This window comes from Xanthomonas sp. SI, assembly GCF_014236855.1.
Lineage (GTDB): Bacteria > Pseudomonadota > Gammaproteobacteria > Xanthomonadales > Xanthomonadaceae > Xanthomonas_A.
This window is the reverse complement of sequence record NZ_CP051261.1, coordinates 439,277-455,819: the sequence shown is the minus strand read 5'-3', so window position 1 is coordinate 455,819 and position 16,543 is coordinate 439,277. Positions and strand designations below refer to the sequence as shown.

The following is a 16,543-nucleotide window of genomic DNA, read 5'->3' as shown; positions in this document are numbered from 1 at the left end:
ATTTTGTAGACGCCAATTCGCGCCTCTTAAAATAATCGAGTTAATCGTTAGTTTCCGATCAATTCATTATTTCATCTCCATGAAAATCAGGCCATTTCAGACTGCGCATCACAGGTAAAGAAACATTCCGACGAATGTCGCCGCATTATCATCTGCCGAGCGCAACCTTTCTTGGCGCCAGTCCATGGCGCCAGCACGCTACAGGTAAAGAATTCCCCCGGATCCATTCCGTCGTTTTCTCACCAAGGAGAGAGGCAAGTGCTTAATCTTAATTTCCCCCGTCTCAGCGCGATCGCCATTGCGATCGCGACCCTGTCCACCGGTTCGGCCATGGCGGCCGAGAACCTCTACGGCGGCGGCGCCACCTTCCCGGCGCAGCCGTATGTCGGCAACACCTATACCGGCGTGACCCCGAACGCGCGCCTGTCGACCAATGCCGGCAACACCGCCGGTAGCGGCTTCACCACCGCGACCCTGGGCACCGGTTCGGTGTTCCTGACCTACAGCACCAACAGCACCAACAAGGTGTCGTATTGCCAGACCGGCAGCGGCTTCGGCAAGAACACGGTGACCGGCAGCACCGCCGCCAACCAGGCCTGCCAGGACTTCAGCGTTTCGCCGCTGGGCCTCAGCGGCGCCGCTGCCGCACCGGACTTCATCGGCACCGACGCGCCGTACAGCACCGCCGACTACAACGCGTTCCTGGGTGGCGGCAATGCCGCCAGCAAAGTGGGTATCGTCCAGGTCCCGACCCTGGCCGGCGCCATCGCGTTGCCGCAGAGCACCCCGACCGCCAGCTTCAACCTGAGCGCCGCCCAGGTCTGCCAGGTCTACTCGGGCCTGGTCAGCGACTGGAGCAGCGTGTCCGGCAGCGGCACCACCGGTCCGATCAAGATCGTCTACCGCACCGACGGCAGCGGCACCACCTTCGCCTTCACCAGCTACCTGGCGCGCACCTGCAACGGCACCGCCAACGTGCCGTCGGGCTTCGTGTTCAGCCCGAACCAGACCTTCAACTCGGCCCTGCCGGGCGGCACCAGCGGCGTGTACGGCTCGCGCGCGATCGGCGCCAGCGGCAACAACGGCGTGGTGACCTCGGTACGCGTCACCAACAGCAACGCGCTGGGCTATGCCGACATCGGCGAAGTGCTGCTGCAGTCGGCCAAGTACGTCACCGTGGCCGGCTTCGACCCGCAGAACTTCGGCAGGGATTCCAGCGGCAATCAGGTTCCGGTCACCCTGGCCGCCGCTGCGCTGCTGACGGGTCGCGTGCTCGACGGCTCCACCGTCAACGCCGTGCCGGGCAGCGGCACCACCGCGGTGAAGAACTGCGTGCGCCTGGTCAATCCGACCGCCGCCATCACCAACACCTACCCGATCGCGGCGATCACCTACCTGGCCGGCTTCACCAGCGGCAACGGCAGCGCCGCGCACGTGCAGGCGGTCAAGGACCTGTTCAACATCTTCTACAACACCAGCACCCGCCCGGCCTTGCCGCAGGGCTTCGCCTACCTGGGCGGCGTCACCGCCTCGGCGCAGAACACCGTCAACACCTGCGTGCAGTAAACGCTAGCGCTTAGCGTCAGTCATGCGACCGGCGGGCAGCGATGCCCGCCGGTTTCTGTTGTCTGGACGCTGCATTCAGCGCAGCGATGGACACGGTGCGATGCGATCCGCGCATCGCGACCGCGTTCACCCCGAAACCCGCTGCCGTCGCACGCATGCAAACAGCGCCGCAGGCTTCGCCGGGCGAGATCGGCACCACTCACGGCGCGACCGCGCCGAAGACCTCTACGCCGAAGCCGGCGGCTCCTGCTGATCGCCCAGAAGCTCCTCCAGCACCTGAATCGCGCCATCGATCCGCGTCAGCGTCTGCTGCAGATCATTCCTGCGCGTATCCAGCTGTTGCAGCTGCGCATCGCCCGCGCGGCGCTCGTCCTTCAAATGCTGCAATCGTTGCGCGATCGAATTGCGATCCATGGCGTGACACCTGCGTGGATGGGACCGCTACAGTAAACCAGCGTGACCGGCTCCTGCACGGCGGCGGCAACGGCACACAATCGCCATCGCCACGCCTGGATCATTCGGCACTAGCCGACAAGCGGCCTCACGCCGGCTCAGGCATACAGCACGCCCGGCTGCCCCGCTTCGACGATCGCATGCGGCACGAAGCGCGCACTGTCGCGGGTGATCGGGCCGTCGTCCTCGCGGATGCCGATGCCGCACGCGGTATCGCCGACGATCCAGCTGCCGACCATCGGATAGCGGCCATCGAATGCCGGTAACGGATGCGCCTGCTGCACGATGCACGGCCCCTGGTACGGGCCGTCGCTCTCCAGCATGCGCCCGTCGGCCAGGTGCAAGGCGATATTGGCGCCTTCGCGCGAATGCAGCGGCTTGCGCACCCAACCCGGCGGCAGCGCGGCGCCGTCGTCGAACGCGGCCGGCAGCAGGTTGGGATGGCCGCGATGGCGCGACCACAGCAGCGGCAGGATGCCCTTGTTGCTCAGCACCGCCTTCCACGGCGGCTCCAGCAGGCGCAGGCCCGATCCCGGCAGGGCCTGGCCGAAGCGCTCGGCGAACAGGTCTTCCAACGGATACAGCTTGAACATGGCGCCGATCACCACGTCGTTCAGATCGGTATAGCGCCCGTCCTCGGACAAGCCGATGTCCTCGATCGCGATCGCCTCGCCGAACAGCCCGGCCTGCGCCGCGCAATCGCGCAGATAGGCGACCGTGCCCTGGTCCTCTTCCGACTCGCGCACCGCGGCGAAGTACAGCGGCGGCGGCAACTGCGCCGCCAGTTCGGCGAAGCGCTCCACCAGCGTCTCGTGGATCGAGTTGAACTGGTCGGCGTCTTGCGCCAGACGGCCCTGCGCACGCTGGTCTTCCAGCCACTGCCACTGGAAGAACGACGACTCGAACAGCGAGGTCGGCGTGTCGTAGTTCAGTTCGTACAGCTTGGCCGGGCCGGTGCCGTCGTAGGCCAGGTCCAGGCGCCCGTACAAGTGCGGATCGCGGCGCCGCCAGCTCTCGGCGATCCAGTCGCGGAACGCCGGCGGAATCGCCAGGCGCTGCATCAACTCCTCGCTGGCGACGATCTCGTCCACCAGCCCCATCGCCATCTGGTGCAGCTCGGCGCTGGGATCCTCAAGATCGCGTTCGATCTGGCGCAAGGTGAACGCGTAGTACGCGCGTTCGTCCCAGTAGCGTTCACCGCCGATGGTATGGAAACGGAAGCCGCACTCGGCGGCCTGCGCGCGCCAGTCGCCGCGTTCGACGATCGCGATGCGTTGCATGTACTTGCCTTGGTTGGATGCGGCGTAAAGAGGTGCGGCAATCAGCCGCCGAAGCTGCCGCGCGCGCCGCTGGAGCTGCCGAAGCCGCCACGGCTCACCGTGACCGCACGGTTCGGCGTGGCGCCGATATGGGTCATGGTCTGGTTGCCGCGCAGGCTGGTGGTGGTGGCGGTGGTGGCGCCGGCCCCGGCGGCAGCGGGCCGCTGCCACTGGCTCCGCCGGTCCTGGAACGCCGGCGCGGCATTGAAGCCGGCCATGCGATTGCCGTTGAGCATCTGCGACAGGAAGAAACCGGTCATCAGCGGGCCGATGAACGAATGCCCGTGGCTGTCGCGCTGCTCCACGCAGCGCTCGGCCGAATACTCCTGCGCGCACTGCTCGCGGTTGGCGTACTTGGGCCCCTGCTCGGCCGACTGCTGCTGCGCCTGCTTGAACGCCTCGCGGCAGGTGGTGATGTCGTGGGTCTGCGCCGCGCAGGCTTCCACCGAGGTGTACAGCCCCTCCTGGTGCTTGGCTTCGGGCGCGCAGGCCGTGAACAGCAGCGGCGCACTGCCCATCAGCAACAGTGCGGCCTTCTTGGATCGCTTCATCGGTTCCCTCCCGGACCACAGACCCAGATGATGCCTGGTTCCGGCCAGGGACGGAAATCGCCGGCACCGTGGCGCCTGCCAGGCGCCATGCGCATCGCACCGGTTCATCGCCGGCAAGGGCAGCGGCGCAGGTCGCGTGATAACGTGGCCAATGGCCCTGTACGGCGCGCGAAAAGGTTGCGAATGCAACCCTTTGCGGGCCTCGCCGGGGCCGCCCGCTTCGCCAGCACTCCGCCCGCCTTCCGACCGCACGACCCCCCCCATGCCCGACTATCGCTCCAAGACCTCCACCCACGGCCGCAACATGGCCGGCGCGCGCGCGCTGTGGCGCGCCACCGGCATGCAGGATGCCGACTTCCACAAACCGATCATCGCCATCGCCAACTCCTTCACCCAGTTCGTGCCCGGCCACGTGCACCTGAAGGATCTCGGCCAGCTGGTCGCCCGCGAGATCGAGCGCGTCGGCGGCGTGGCCAAGGAATTCGACACCATCGCCGTGGACGACGGCATCGCCATGGGCCACGACGGCATGCTGTATTCGCTGCCCAGCCGCGAGATCATCGCCGACTCGGTGGAGTACATGGTCAACGCGCACTGCGCCGACGCGCTGGTGTGCATCTCCAACTGCGACAAGATCACCCCCGGCATGCTGATGGCCGCGCTGCGCCTCAACATCCCCACCGTGTTCGTGTCCGGCGGGCCGATGGAAGCGGGCAAGACCAAGCTCGCCGACCACAACCTGGACCTGATCGATGCGATGGTGATCGCCGCCGATCCCAATGCCTCCGACGAAAAGGTTGCCGCCTTCGAGCGCAGCGCCTGCCCCACCTGCGGCTCGTGCTCGGGCATGTTCACCGCCAACTCGATGAACTGCCTGACCGAAGCGCTGGGCCTGGCCCTGCCCGGCAACGGCACCGTGGTCGCCACCCATGCCGACCGCGAGCAACTGTTCCTGAAGGCCGGGCGCACCGCGGTCGAACTGTGCCACCGCTGGTACGGCGCCGAGGATCCGACCGCCCTGCCGCGCGGCATCGCCACGTTCGAAGCGTTCGAGAACGCGATGACCCTGGACATCGCGATGGGCGGCTCCACCAACACCATCCTGCACCTGCTCGCCGCCGCGCAGGAAGGCGAAGTGCCGTTCACCCTGCGCGACATCGACCGCCTGTCGCGGCACGTGCCGCAGCTGTGCAAGGTCGCGCCGAACATCCAGAAGTACCACATCGAGGACGTGCACCGCGCCGGCGGCATCGTCGCCATACTCGGCGAACTGGCGCGCGGCGGCCTGCTGCATACCGACCAGCCCACCGTGCACAGCCGCACCCTCGCCGACGCCATCGCGCAATGGGACATCACCCAGACCGACGCCGACGCCGTGCACACCTTCTACAAGGCCGGCCCGGCCGGCATCCCGACCCAGATCGCCTTCAGCCAGGCCACGCGCTGGCCGACGCTGGACGCCGACCGCGAAGCCGGCTGCATCCGCGACGTCGCCCATGCCTACTCGCAGGAAGGCGGACTGGCGGTGCTGTACGGCAACATCGCGCTCGACGGCTGCGTGGTCAAGACCGCCGGCGTGGACGAATCGATCCACGTGTTCGAAGGCAACGCCAAGGTGTTCGAGAGCCAGGATTCGGCGGTCAAGGGCATCCTCGCCGACGAAGTGAAGGCCGGCGACGTGGTGGTGATCCGCTACGAAGGCCCCAAGGGCGGCCCCGGCATGCAGGAGATGCTGTACCCCACCTCGTACCTGAAATCCAAGGGCCTGGGCAAGCAATGCGCCCTGCTCACCGACGGCCGCTTCTCCGGCGGCACCTCCGGCCTGTCAATCGGCCACGCCTCGCCGGAAGCGGCGGCCGGCGGCGCCATCGGCCTGGTCCGCGACGGCGACAAGATCCTGATCGACATCCCCAACCGCAGCATCAACCTGCTGGTCGACGACGCCGAACTGGCCGCCCGCCGCGCCGCACAGGACGCGCAAGGCTGGAAGCCGGTCGAAGTACGCCCACGCAAGGTCACCACCGCGCTGAAGGCGTACGCGCTGCTGGCGACCAGCGCCGACAAGGGCGCGGTGCGCGACAAGGCGATGCTGGACGGTTGAGGCGTTGCCATGAAGACCGCGGACTTCCGCAGTCTTCATGGTGTCCAGGCGTTGCACTGTGGGAGGGACTCTGGGTGGCCTCGGGCCATCAGTCCCGACGCGTGACTGCAATCGCCTACAGTTCGGCTGCCTCTTGCGGCACGTCACTCGCCGCCGACGCCCAGCCCATCCAGCGGGCTGCGCACCGCCGAGGCCCCGCGCCCAAGCACATGCGTGTAGATCTGCGTGGTGGCCACATCCTTGTGGCCTAGCAGCTCCTGCACGGTGCGGATATCGTGGCCGGCTTCCAGCAGGTGCGTGGCAAACGAATGCCGCAGGGTGTGGCAGGTCGCCGGCTGGCGATGCCTGCACGGCGCCGTGCCGCCTGCACTACACGCTGCAGCGTTTCCTCCGACACGTGATGCCGGCCCACTCGGCCACTGCGCGGATCCACCGATCGACGCGCGGCGGGGAACAGATACTGCCAGCCGGCCTCGACATCGGCATTGGGATACTTGCGCGCCAGCGCATGTGGCAGGAACACCCTTCCTGCCCCCTCGGCGAGATCCGCGGCGTGCAGCAGCAGCGCCCGCTCGCGTTGCTGCATCAATTCCCCGCGCAGGCTCCGCGGTAGCGGCACCCGCCGATCCTTGCCGCCTTTGCCGTCGCGCACCACGATCTCGCCGCGAACCATGTCCACATCCTTGATCCGCAACCGCAGGCATTCCAGCAACCGCATCCCGCTGCCGTACAGCAGCCCGCCATCAGCCGACAGGACCCCTCCAGCATCGTCAGCAAGCGCGCGACCTCCTCAGTCGAGAGCACCACCGGAATCCGCCGCGGCCGCTTGCGCGCACCAGATTCTCCATCCAGGGCAACTCCACGCCCAGAACGTCGCGATAGAGCAACAGCAGCGCCGCCAGCGCCTGATTCTGCGTTCCGGCCAACACCTGGCCCCGCGTCGCCAGTTCGGTCAGAAACGCCTCGACCTCTGCCCGCCCCATCTGCACCGGATGCCGCTTGCCGTTGGCCAGAATGAAGCGCCGTATCCAGCCCACATACGCCTGCTCGGTGCGCAGGCTGTAGTGGCGAAGCCGCAGCCGACCACGGACCTGATCCAGCAGCTTGGGGGCAAGGCGCTCCGTTACGCCTGCATCGTCACGGGTGTAACTCATACGCCTGCTCAAACGTCGGATAACGCAACCAGCATCGACGCCAAGACCGTCGATTGCCATCCGGCAAGTCATTGTTACGAAGTAGGAATTCCCCCCTTCCCAGACTTCTGGCGTTCGTCGATACTTGGTACAACACCGCTTTTAGGCGGTCCAATAGTAGTTAGGTCTTCGGTGAGCGCATGATGGACGTAAAATCTCTTATCGCATCACACCGTTCTCACTCGATGGCCTTTCGTTCGCTTTTCGATGCAGGGAAGGTTAATTCAAACCTTGAGCTGATTGCCCTTCTTTTAAAAGAGTGCGAAGACTTCCCTGATTCCGCTGCAATCACGATTGTTAATTGGAATCGTGGGACTCGACCCGACAGAAGTGAAATCGGCCTCAATGACCAAAGGCTAGACGAGATCCTATCCGCCAAGTGGCCGGCTAAGGCCTAACAATTCATCCAAGCCGACGCCACTTCGTGGCGCGGCTTAACTCAGGTGTTAGGCAGCAAGGAGAGATCATCGTGACTCAGACAGTGACCCCCGTCCTTCGGATAACCAGTGCTTCCGCCAGTTTCCCGTTCTACGTTCAGGGGCTTGGATTCACCGTCGATTGGGAGTATCGGCACGAGCCAGATCTTCCGGTCTTTGCGCAGCTCACTCGCGGGGACCAATCCATTTTCCTAACAGAGCACGCAGACGACTGTCAGGTCGGTGGCGCCATCTACTTTGCTGTTCCAGATGTAGACGAGTGCCATCAGGCGTTCCAAGCAGCAGGACTTGTTCAATCTGGCGCGCCGAACAACACCGCATGGAAAACTCGCGAAATCTTAGTAACTGATCCAGACGGCAACAGGCTCACCTTCTTCACTGAGCTCGCTGCCTAACAATTCATTCAAGCCGAAACCGCTTCGCGGCTCGGCTTAATTCAGGCGTTAGGCCCCATGGACTCATTAAACATTTTGCCATCCGCTCAATCGCAAATCTCCGCAGCCGACGCTTATCGCGCAATGCTGCGTGTCCTTCAATACTATTTCCGCGTTGATCCAGAGCGTGCGGTCGCTAGCATCTTAGGAGATTTGGCCACGGGCACTTGGGACAACGGTATGCCCGGTGATCCGGCCGCTTGGTCGCTTTGGCGCAAGGCGATCAACGACGACGTTCCCTAACATTTCGTTCAAGGCGGACGGCTTCGCCGCCGCTTAACTCAAGCGTTAGGCGCTAAGGGCTTTCGATATGGAAGGCATCATCTACATCGCAGGCGCAATAGTCTTTGGTGTCGCCTATGCCTTTCTTAAGCACGCGCTTAGCGGGCCATGGCTGGTCGCTATAGCAGTTGCATACTTCGGACTTCTACGCTTCGCCGGCCATCACGCGGCAACGCGCGCACTCCGTAGATCCATCGCAAGCGCTGGGAGCAAACACAAATGAGCGGGCTTCGGAGAGACTCCGCGCCTAACATTTCATTCAAGCCGACGCCGCTTCGCGGCTCGGCTTAATTCTGGCGTTAGGCAGCATATGAAAGTTCGCTTGCTCTCAATCGTGTTTGCTTTAGCTTGGCTGCCTGCTCAGACCGCCATCGCCAAGACAGACCCGCTATGCGCACCGCTCCGCGCCTTTGTGCAGTCTGTCAAACCTGATGAGAGCAAGAGCTTCGAGTTTCACACCTCATGGGGTGGTAACTTCAAGGACTCTGCGGAGCCTGCGATCTTTGCCAAGCGCTGCAACCACTTTGGTTACGATCCGGCTCAACCGCTGTGTGCATACTTGATGGAGCACGGGTCAATTGAGTTCTCAGACAATAACTTCAAGCGTGCGGTAATGTGCCTTTCCTCTAAGACACGGCTTGATTCGGGCCTGTCTGTATCTGAGGCCACCATCTCCGTTAGCTACGGCAACGATGAACGCGGTGCTCACGTTAGTCTTGAGTTTGCAGAGGATACTCAGGTGGGCGGTATGGTTCTCAAAGTCACGGCGGACGGTTACTGAGTATTCTGCCTAACAATTCATTCAAGCCGAGCCCGCATCAGGTTGGCTAGGTTTGTTTGTTTGTAGTTATCATCGGCTTCGGAACCGCCCCGTGGCGGGCCGGCTTAATTCGGACGTTAGGCCGTGGTGGAGCAACAGCATCGGTGCTCGCATCTTCGACCAGTTCACTGGCGCGCATGCGGTCGGCTCCGGACAGTGGTTCTCACCGGAACTGGCATCGGACAGTCCGCCGCTTCGTCATTTCGTGTCACTGCCGCGCGGCACTCATTGCGCCTGGCTTCGGAGCCAACAAGCCCGGTGGCATTGTGGCGCGAGCTTCATCCCGCAAGCTGTGGCACACTCGGTCCAGGCGGCAGTGCTGGGGAACATGGTTGCACCATCCAACCTTTGCGGCCACTCACTGCCTAACAACTCATTCAAGCCGACGCTGCTTCGCAACGCGGCTTAATTCAAGCGTTAGGGGGCTGTGTGAGTTGGTGGCGTGATCAAAACCTTGAAGGTCCACTACAAGGCCATGATGGACGATCATGGCACTTCCTTGTGTGGCACGGTTCGCTCAACAACCTTTATTTACAGCGCATCTTCTTCTGGGATGGGGCTAGATCGGAGACGGGCTTCATAGAGTTTAAAGACGGTGATACTTTGCACATCACCAAGATTCGCGACCGTCAACGCAAAGTCGTGCGAGACGCGGTATATCGCGCAAGGTGGCTTCAGCCATTAGACTTTCCAATTGAGCGGCATTGGCCAGCCCCCTAACAATTCATTCAAGCCGAGCCCGCATCGTTACGGCAATGAGCGGACAGTTGGTCGGGCGGGCCTGCTTAATTCAGGCGTTAGGCGCTAAGGGCTTTCGATATGGAAGGCGTCATCTACATCGCAGGCGCAATAGTCTTTGGTGTCGCCTATGCCTTTCTTAAGCCCGCGCTTAGCGGGCCATGGCTGGTCGCTATAGCAGTTGCATACTTCGGACTTCTACGCTTCGCCGGCCATCACGCGGCAAAGCGCGCACTCCGTAGATCCATCGCAAGCGCTGGGAGCAAACACAAATGAGCGGGCTTCGGAGAGACTCCGCCCCTAACATTTCATTCAAGCCGACGCCGCTTCGTGGCTCGGCTTAATTCTGGCGTTAGGCCGTGGTGGAGCAACAGCATCGGTGCTCGCATCCTCGACCAGTTCACTGGCGCGCACGCGGTCGGCTCCGGACAGTGGTTCTCACCGGAACTGGCATCGGACAGTCCGCCGCTTCGTCATTTCGTGTCACTGCCGCGCGGCACTCATTGCGCCTGGCTTCGGAGCCAACAGGCCCGTGGCATTGGCGGTGCAAGCTTCATCCCGCAAGCTGTGGCACACTCGGCTCAGGCGGGCAGTGCTGGGGAGCACGGTTGCGGTCTCAGCCGTTTCGGCCACTCACTGCCTAACAACTCATTCAAGCCGACGTTGCTTCGCAACGCGGCTTAATTCAAGCGTTAGGCGGCGGATGAAGCTCATGGATGGTCAGGGCACAACACCAGAATGTCCGCGGCGACCGTTCGTCGTTGCTATTTTTTGGGGACTAGCTACAACTGCGATCACTTACGGCGCCGCACTGGCTTGTGCGGCCGCGCAACTTCATTCCGCGGTCGTTGCACTCGCATGGCCAACCTTCGCGCTTACCCGCTTACTTCCGCCCGGCGCTCCGGTCACATCGGGCTCGCCGGAGAACCCTTGGCCGGTTCTGGCTTCCATAGCTCTTGCTTGGCTAATATATGCGTTCTTGTGGTATTTGTGGCTCGGGCGTCGGCACTCCTTGTCCGCTGCCTAAGAATTCATTCAAGCCGAACTGGCTTCGCCAGTCGGCTTAATTCAGGCGTTAGGCCCCATGAAGACTGTTCCGATACTTGCAGGTCTCATCGCGTTTCTGGTTCTGGGCGGATGCGGGCTCGAATCAACAAAGGTGACTGTGCGCGTTGTTGAGCATAAGTTGTTGCAGGGTGGGTACTATGCAATTCTCTATCAAGTTCTTCAGCCTAAAGATCTTGAGGGGCGCTACGGAATGGAGAGCACGCTAAGGCGAGATCTCATCTCTGAGGTTGATGGTCGAGAATATGAGCTTTATCTTCATCTTTCGGAGGTCGGTGCATTGCTGCAATCCCGACCTCTCGATTACAGCACTTCCCCACCAGGGAAGTATGATTTTCTTGACTCCGCAAAGCGTGTCGTACCGCAGCGAGCAGAGCGATAGACGAGGGGTAGACGATCAGTAAGCCTAATAGGTGGCTCCCGGCATTAACGCTGGGGGCCTAACAATTCATTCAAGCCGAACCCTCTTCGCGGGTCGGCTTAATTCAGGCGTTAGGCGTGCTCCATTTTTTTGGTTGGTTTTGCTGGCTTGCTTCAGGCATGGCACCTGCCTGACACTCGGTTGGTCGCTTGATCGGAGATGTCACTTGGCAAGCTCGGCATCGGACGCATTGCGTGACAATTGGTTGGCTGGCTTGTCGGCAACGCCGGCGAGTTGCGTTGGGCGATCCTTGCCTAACAACTCAATCAAGCCGAACTGGCTTCGCCAGTCGGCTTATCTCGGACGTTAGAGGGCTGATGACAGAATTTGCACCAGTCGAGCCAAGAGCGACTCGAATCGATACCGGGCAAGATCCGGATCTGACCGTCGCGGTCGATTCCATTCAGTGGAACTCCGACGGTCTCTGCATCACGATGAGATCCGAGCCATGGCGTGCTCAGGTTGTCTTCGACTCGGCTTGGGGCTTCCGTGTCCTGACGGAGTTGGATCTCACGGAGTTCTGGTCCAAGGTAACGCTTAAGGACGGTTGGCTGTTCGAGGTTCAGGCCGGCGGGTGGTTAGACTTGGAGCTAAGCCGTCCTCACTTCACGTCAGGTCGCCTTTACCAGCTACACGAGTACCTTGTCGTTGGCACAAATGACTGCGTATCGGTCCTATCCGAGCATCATCCCAGGGTCATCGGTGCGCCCTCTAAGAATTCATTCAAGCCGAACCCGCTTCGCGGGTCGGCTTAATTCAGGCGTTAGGCCGTGGTGGAGCAACAGCATCGGTGCTCGCATCTTCGACCAGTTCACTGGCGCGCACGCGGTCGGCTCCGGACAGTGGTTCTCACCGTAGCTGGCATCGGACAGTCCGCCGCTTCGTCATTTCGTGTCACTGCCGTGCGGCACGCATTGCGCCTAACTTCGGAGCCAACAGGCCCCGTGGCATTGTGGTGCAAGCTTCATCCCGCAAGCTGTGGCACACTCAGTCCAGGCGGCAGTGCTGGGGAGCATGGTTGCGGTCTCAACCATTTCGGCCACTCACTGCCTAACAACTCATTCAAGCCGACGTTGCTTCGCAACGCGGCTTAATTCAGGCGTTAGGGGGCAATAGTGAGATTCGCGTACGGCGTAATAGCTCTCCTTCTGGCTAGCTGTGCCAATACAGGCGGTGACTCGCTCCTAGTCGAGCCGCGCTCCGAGGCAATCTCTCCGGACGGAACGTTGCGCGACCCGGTTGGGATCGAAACGCTAGGCGGAGTATTCACTCCCCTGCTGGTAAAGGGCTGCAAGTTGCCTTGCGCGGTCTCACAGACCTTTAGCACCGCCGAGGATGGCCAAGGCCATATCCTCATCCACCTCTTCCGTGGGGAGGCGGCACTAGCAAAGTCCACCCACTCTCTCGGCACCTTTCAAATCTCTGGCATAGCACCCATGCCTCGGAGTGAGCCCAGCATTCTTGTAGAATTCAGGGCAGACCAGGGGGGCATCATGCTCAAGGCGACTGACAGGCATGGAAAATCCCGACTGTCCCTTACTCGTGTTGCCCCCTAACAATTCATTCAAGCCGAACCCGCTTCGCGGGTCGGCTTAATTCCGGCGTTAGGCTCACATGGCAAACGACGAACTGCTCAATGCTTTTTCGACTGTGGACGACGAAACGTCGTTCATTCAATTTGTCGAGTTGCTCGCGGCTGACCGGAAGTTATCTGAGTCCTTGTCAGTCACTCACGACGGATTTCAAGGCGCTTGGGCCAACCAATCCATCGCCGACTTTTTGCGGGCGGCGTCGGCATGGGCCACGGACTCCGAGTTTGGTGTTCGTCCTGGCCCCAAACCCACCAATCCCTGGAAACTCTTTGCTACCTTCTTGTGGGCCGGGCGTGGCTACGAGTAGCGCGCCTAACATCTCGTTCAAGGCGGACGCCTCCGGCGCCGCTTAACTCCAGCGTTAGGCCTCACTGGCACCATTCACGCAACATGGAGGTATGCAATGAGAACTTTCATCGCTGCAACAGTACTGCTGAGTTCTTCTCTCGCGGCGTTTGCCGCGATGCCGGAGCAGGTCCAGTTCGTTGGCTCCATTCAGCAAGACGACCTGACGCCGGTCACCTTCGACCTCCACCTGCCATCCAAACAAAGCGCTACCCTGAAGCTAGCGGATGGCTCAGCGCTGGAGCTGACCACCCCAGGCGGCCAAGCCAGCCCGGACGGGGCACGCATTCGTCTGTTCTCGGCCGCCGGCCAAATCATGCACGCGGCCACCGTGCCTGATCGGAGTCTGGCAAGTACGTCGTTTGCATACAGGATCTGCAACGGGCAAGTGACCTACATGAGTCCCGCGCCTGCTGTGGTCCCGGCTTGCGGAGCGTGAGTCCTAACCATTCGTTCAAGCCGACGCCACTTCGTGGCGCGGCTTAACTCAATCGTTAGCGCCCATGCTCAATTTCTACGTTTACGTTGATGGGACTGACCTCGACCAGTGCGAGGCAGCACTGACACGGGCCTTCTCAGAGTTCGCGACCAAATCCGGCCTCGACTCAAAGGTCATTAATGACAAGTATCCACGCACTCCTGATCTAGGCCCAGAAGACTTGCCAGACTGGAATCTTGGATTCAATTTCTCTACTTCCAATCTCAGCGAGACCGTCGCTAATGAGCTGGCGTCATTTCTTACTGAGCTCTCACAGCAGACTGATCGTGAGTTTGTTGTCGGTCTATGGCACCCCGACAATCAGATCTCGGATGACCTCATGTCCATCGGAGCCGATTCGCCAAGGAGCAAAGGCGCGGAACTATGCCTTATGGTCAATGGGCGCTAACAATTCATTCAAGCCGAACCCGCTTCGCGGCTCGGCTTAATTCACGCGTTAGGCAGCAAGGAGAGATCATCGTGACTCAGACAGTGACCCCCGTCCTTCGGGTAACCAGCGCTTCCGCCAGTTTCCCGTTCTACGTTCAGGGCCTTGGATTCACCGTCGATTGGGAGTATCGGCACGAGCCAGATTTTCCGGTCTTTGCACAGCTTACTCGCGGGGACCAATCGATTTTCCTAACAGAGCACGCAGACGACTGTCAGGTCGGTGGCGCCGTCTACTTTGCTGTTCCAGATGTAGACGAGTGCCATCAGGCGTTCCAAGCAGCGGGGCTTCTTCAATCTGGCTCGCCGCGCAACACCGCATGGAAAACTCGCGAAATCTTAGTAGCTGATCCAGACGGCAACAGGCTCACCTTCTTCACTGAGCTCACCGCCTAACAATTCATTCAAGCCGAACCCGCTTCGCGGGTCGGCTTAACGTTAGGCCGTGGTGGAGCAACAGCATCGGTGCTCGCATCTTCGACCAGTTCACTGGCGCGCACGCGGTCGGCTCCGGACAGTGGTTCTCACCGTAACTGGCATCGGACAGTCCGCCGCTTCGTCATTTCGTGTCACTGCCGCGCGGCACTCATTGCGCCTGGCTTCGGAGCCAACAGGCCCGTGGCATTGGCAGCGCAAGCTTCATCCCGCAAGCTGTGGCACACTCGGCTCAGGCGGGCAGTGCTGGGGAGCACGATTGCGATCTCAACCGTTTCGGCTACTCACTGCCTAACAACTCATTCAAGCCGACGCTGCTTCGCAACGCGGCTTAACTCAAGCGTTAGGCGTCATGAAATTCTTCGCCGTCTTAATTCTTCCGAGAGATATCGACCCGGCCGATGCGAAATCTGTAGAGCACTGCGCCTCGGTCCTGATGCGGAAGTTCAAGATGTGGGAGGATTACACTCCGGTAGAAGACGGTCACTGGGACTACTACTGGTGCTGCACGAAGGAATGGATGAATGAGAGTCGCCTTGACTATTCAGCCTATCCAAGCGCATCAAGCGAGCAGGCGCCAATCGTCTTCGCTGTTGATCAACTTCAGCCAGAAAGCGTGACGGAATCGATCATCACTCCAAGTGGCGATTGGCACCGAAGCAAGGCAACCTACACCGAAGAAGACCCACGATGGGGGCCTAAAGCTCTAAGCATCTTCAGATCGTTTCCAGGCCACTTCGGTGTTTTGCTCTACTGCCACGGCTGATGACGCCTAACCCTTCGATCAACCGGACGTCACCCGGCAAGCAGGGAGACGCCGGTTATCTAAAACGTTAGGCACCAATGACACTTTCAATGAATGCCTCAGAAGAGATCATCGCGCTGCTAGCTCCCCCAGTTGACGAGCTTGTCTATCATCTCGACGACATTGCAGGACAGATCGCCGAAGCTCCGCTTGAGACCTGGGAGGCGACGGCGGCCCTATGGTCGATGCAAGGAGCCGATTGGAAATCTTGCGCGTCTATGATCATCGACCGGCTGGATAGCGCCCGGAAAGCGATCTTGCTGCGCGAGATTATCGTATCGCAGGCGATGGAGGATGCAGCTTTGGCAGCCAACCTGATTTCGCATATCGGCCTGGGTCAGATTGGAGATTGGCAGCCCCTTGTCGTCACCTATCTTGAGCGGAGCTGGCAGGAGTTTCCAACACTTCGTGACTATATCGTTGTATGCAGCAAAGCGGGCGGCCTCAACCTGCAGGTTGGCGCCTAACAATTCATTCAAGCCGAACCCGCTTCGCGGGTCGGCTTAATTCAGGCGTTAGGCGCGGTCGTTTAGTGCGGAAATTCAGTCAATCATTAACTTTCGTAATTTCAAGGTGAGTAATGACATCGTCACGAAATTTTGAGGTCTACCGTTCTGATCACGTAGGCATTTCAGTGCCATCTCTCGACGATGCCATACTGTTTTGGACCGAAGCCTTGGGCGCTGAACTTATCCGCACCGGGGAAATGGCTGGCGACTTCCTTGCGCAGGTGACCGGCGCCAAGAATGCAACCGTAAAAATGGCAATAGTTGAGCTCGCTGGCCAAAAAATCGAATTGCTAGAGTACGACGATGTTACAAAGCGCACGGAGGCTCCCTCCAGGCCTTACAGTGCCGGGATATTTCACTTGGCCATTCAAGTAAGCGACATTGAGGCAGTGATCGAGAAGGTCGGTTATTATGGCTGGAAAGCTCAAGGTAAACCCCAGAAGATCGAAGAAGGCTCGCGTACTGGCACTCATGTGATGTATATCGTAGGTCCGTCAGGAACAGCACTTGAACTCATGCAACCGCCGTCCTTGGATAAATGATTCTATTTTT

16 protein-coding genes and 1 pseudogene are annotated in these 16,543 nt (G+C 60.8%); 12 read left to right on the top strand and 5 right to left on the bottom strand.

The genetic code is table 11. The features are described 5' to 3' along the window. Positions 1 to 258: 258 nt before the first annotated feature. Positions 259 to 1,566 (top strand): substrate-binding domain-containing protein, encoded by a 1,308-nt coding sequence (locus tag HEP75_RS02110; protein ID WP_185825262.1) that lies wholly within the window; start codon positions 259 to 261, stop codon positions 1,564 to 1,566. Positions 1,567 to 1,791: 225 nt separating this feature from the next. On the opposite strand, the gene HEP75_RS02105 is transcribed toward HEP75_RS02110, so the two are convergent. The 3 genes from HEP75_RS02105 to HEP75_RS02095 form a co-directional block, all read right to left on the bottom strand. Next, the gene (locus HEP75_RS02105; RefSeq protein WP_185821932.1) at positions 1,792 to 1,980 is read right to left on the bottom strand and encodes a hypothetical protein; all 189 of its coding nucleotides are present in this window, start codon (positions 1,978 to 1,980) and stop codon (positions 1,792 to 1,794) included. A gap of 137 nt (positions 1,981 to 2,117) precedes the next feature. Further along, positions 2,118 to 3,299, bottom strand: coding sequence for a glutathionylspermidine synthase family protein (locus HEP75_RS02100; protein ID WP_185825261.1), 1,182 nt, complete (start codon positions 3,297 to 3,299; stop codon positions 2,118 to 2,120). Between the two features lie 41 nt (positions 3,300 to 3,340). Continuing rightward, positions 3,341 to 3,889, bottom strand: a complete 549-nt coding sequence (locus HEP75_RS02095) for a DUF1190 domain-containing protein (RefSeq protein WP_185825260.1) — start codon at positions 3,887 to 3,889, stop codon at positions 3,341 to 3,343. Positions 3,890 to 4,151: 262 nt separating this feature from the next. Between HEP75_RS02095 and ilvD the strand changes: the two genes are divergently transcribed. Beyond that, on the top strand, positions 4,152 to 5,990 hold the full coding sequence (ilvD, locus tag HEP75_RS02090; protein ID WP_185821929.1) for a dihydroxy-acid dehydratase: 1,839 nt from the start codon (positions 4,152 to 4,154) through the stop codon (positions 5,988 to 5,990). Positions 5,991 to 6,133: 143 nt separating this feature from the next. On the opposite strand, the pseudogene HEP75_RS22390 reads toward ilvD, so the two are convergent. Then, positions 6,134 to 6,708 (bottom strand): annotated as a pseudogene (locus HEP75_RS22390) (integron integrase). Between the two features lie 52 nt (positions 6,709 to 6,760). Next, on the bottom strand, positions 6,761 to 7,144 hold the full coding sequence (locus tag HEP75_RS22385; protein ID WP_221899297.1) for a phage integrase N-terminal SAM-like domain-containing protein: 384 nt from the start codon (positions 7,142 to 7,144) through the stop codon (positions 6,761 to 6,763). Between the two features lie 508 nt (positions 7,145 to 7,652). Here HEP75_RS22385 and HEP75_RS02075 point away from each other — a divergent pair. The 10 genes from HEP75_RS02075 to HEP75_RS02025 all read left to right on the top strand — a co-directional run bounded on the left by HEP75_RS02075 (position 7,653) and on the right by HEP75_RS02025 (position 16,533). Further along, the gene (locus tag HEP75_RS02075) at positions 7,653 to 8,015 is read left to right on the top strand and encodes a VOC family protein (RefSeq protein ID WP_185825259.1); all 363 of its coding nucleotides are present in this window, start codon (positions 7,653 to 7,655) and stop codon (positions 8,013 to 8,015) included. Between the two features lie 631 nt (positions 8,016 to 8,646). Then, positions 8,647 to 9,117, top strand: a complete 471-nt coding sequence (locus HEP75_RS02070; RefSeq protein WP_185825258.1) for a hypothetical protein — start codon at positions 8,647 to 8,649, stop codon at positions 9,115 to 9,117. A 1,861-nt stretch (positions 9,118 to 10,978) separates the two neighbouring features. Further along, positions 10,979 to 11,341: a hypothetical protein gene (locus HEP75_RS02065; protein ID WP_185825257.1), complete on the top strand. Its 363-nt coding sequence runs from the start codon at positions 10,979 to 10,981 to the stop codon at positions 11,339 to 11,341. 1,653 nt (positions 11,342 to 12,994) lie between these two features. After that, positions 12,995 to 13,279 (top strand): hypothetical protein, encoded by a 285-nt coding sequence (locus tag HEP75_RS02055; protein WP_185825255.1) that lies wholly within the window; start codon positions 12,995 to 12,997, stop codon positions 13,277 to 13,279. 96 nt (positions 13,280 to 13,375) lie between these two features. Then, positions 13,376 to 13,756, top strand: coding sequence for a hypothetical protein (locus HEP75_RS02050; protein WP_185825254.1), 381 nt, complete (start codon positions 13,376 to 13,378; stop codon positions 13,754 to 13,756). A 64-nt stretch (positions 13,757 to 13,820) separates the two neighbouring features. Then, a complete protein-coding gene (locus HEP75_RS02045) occupies positions 13,821 to 14,204 on the top strand; it encodes a hypothetical protein (RefSeq protein WP_185825253.1) in 384 nt (127 codons plus the stop codon). 71 nt (positions 14,205 to 14,275) lie between these two features. Further along, positions 14,276 to 14,638 carry a VOC family protein gene (locus HEP75_RS02040; protein WP_185825252.1) on the top strand — a complete coding sequence of 121 codons (363 nt, stop codon included), beginning with the start codon at positions 14,276 to 14,278 and terminating at the stop codon, positions 14,636 to 14,638. A 391-nt stretch (positions 14,639 to 15,029) separates the two neighbouring features. After that, on the top strand, positions 15,030 to 15,443 hold the full coding sequence (locus tag HEP75_RS02035; protein ID WP_185825251.1) for a hypothetical protein: 414 nt from the start codon (positions 15,030 to 15,032) through the stop codon (positions 15,441 to 15,443). Positions 15,444 to 15,532: 89 nt separating this feature from the next. Next, positions 15,533 to 15,949, top strand: coding sequence for a hypothetical protein (locus HEP75_RS02030; RefSeq protein WP_185825250.1), 417 nt, complete (start codon positions 15,533 to 15,535; stop codon positions 15,947 to 15,949). A 113-nt stretch (positions 15,950 to 16,062) separates the two neighbouring features. Further along, the gene (locus HEP75_RS02025; RefSeq protein ID WP_185825249.1) at positions 16,063 to 16,533 is read left to right on the top strand and encodes a VOC family protein; all 471 of its coding nucleotides are present in this window, start codon (positions 16,063 to 16,065) and stop codon (positions 16,531 to 16,533) included. Positions 16,534 to 16,543: the final 10 nt, after the last annotated feature.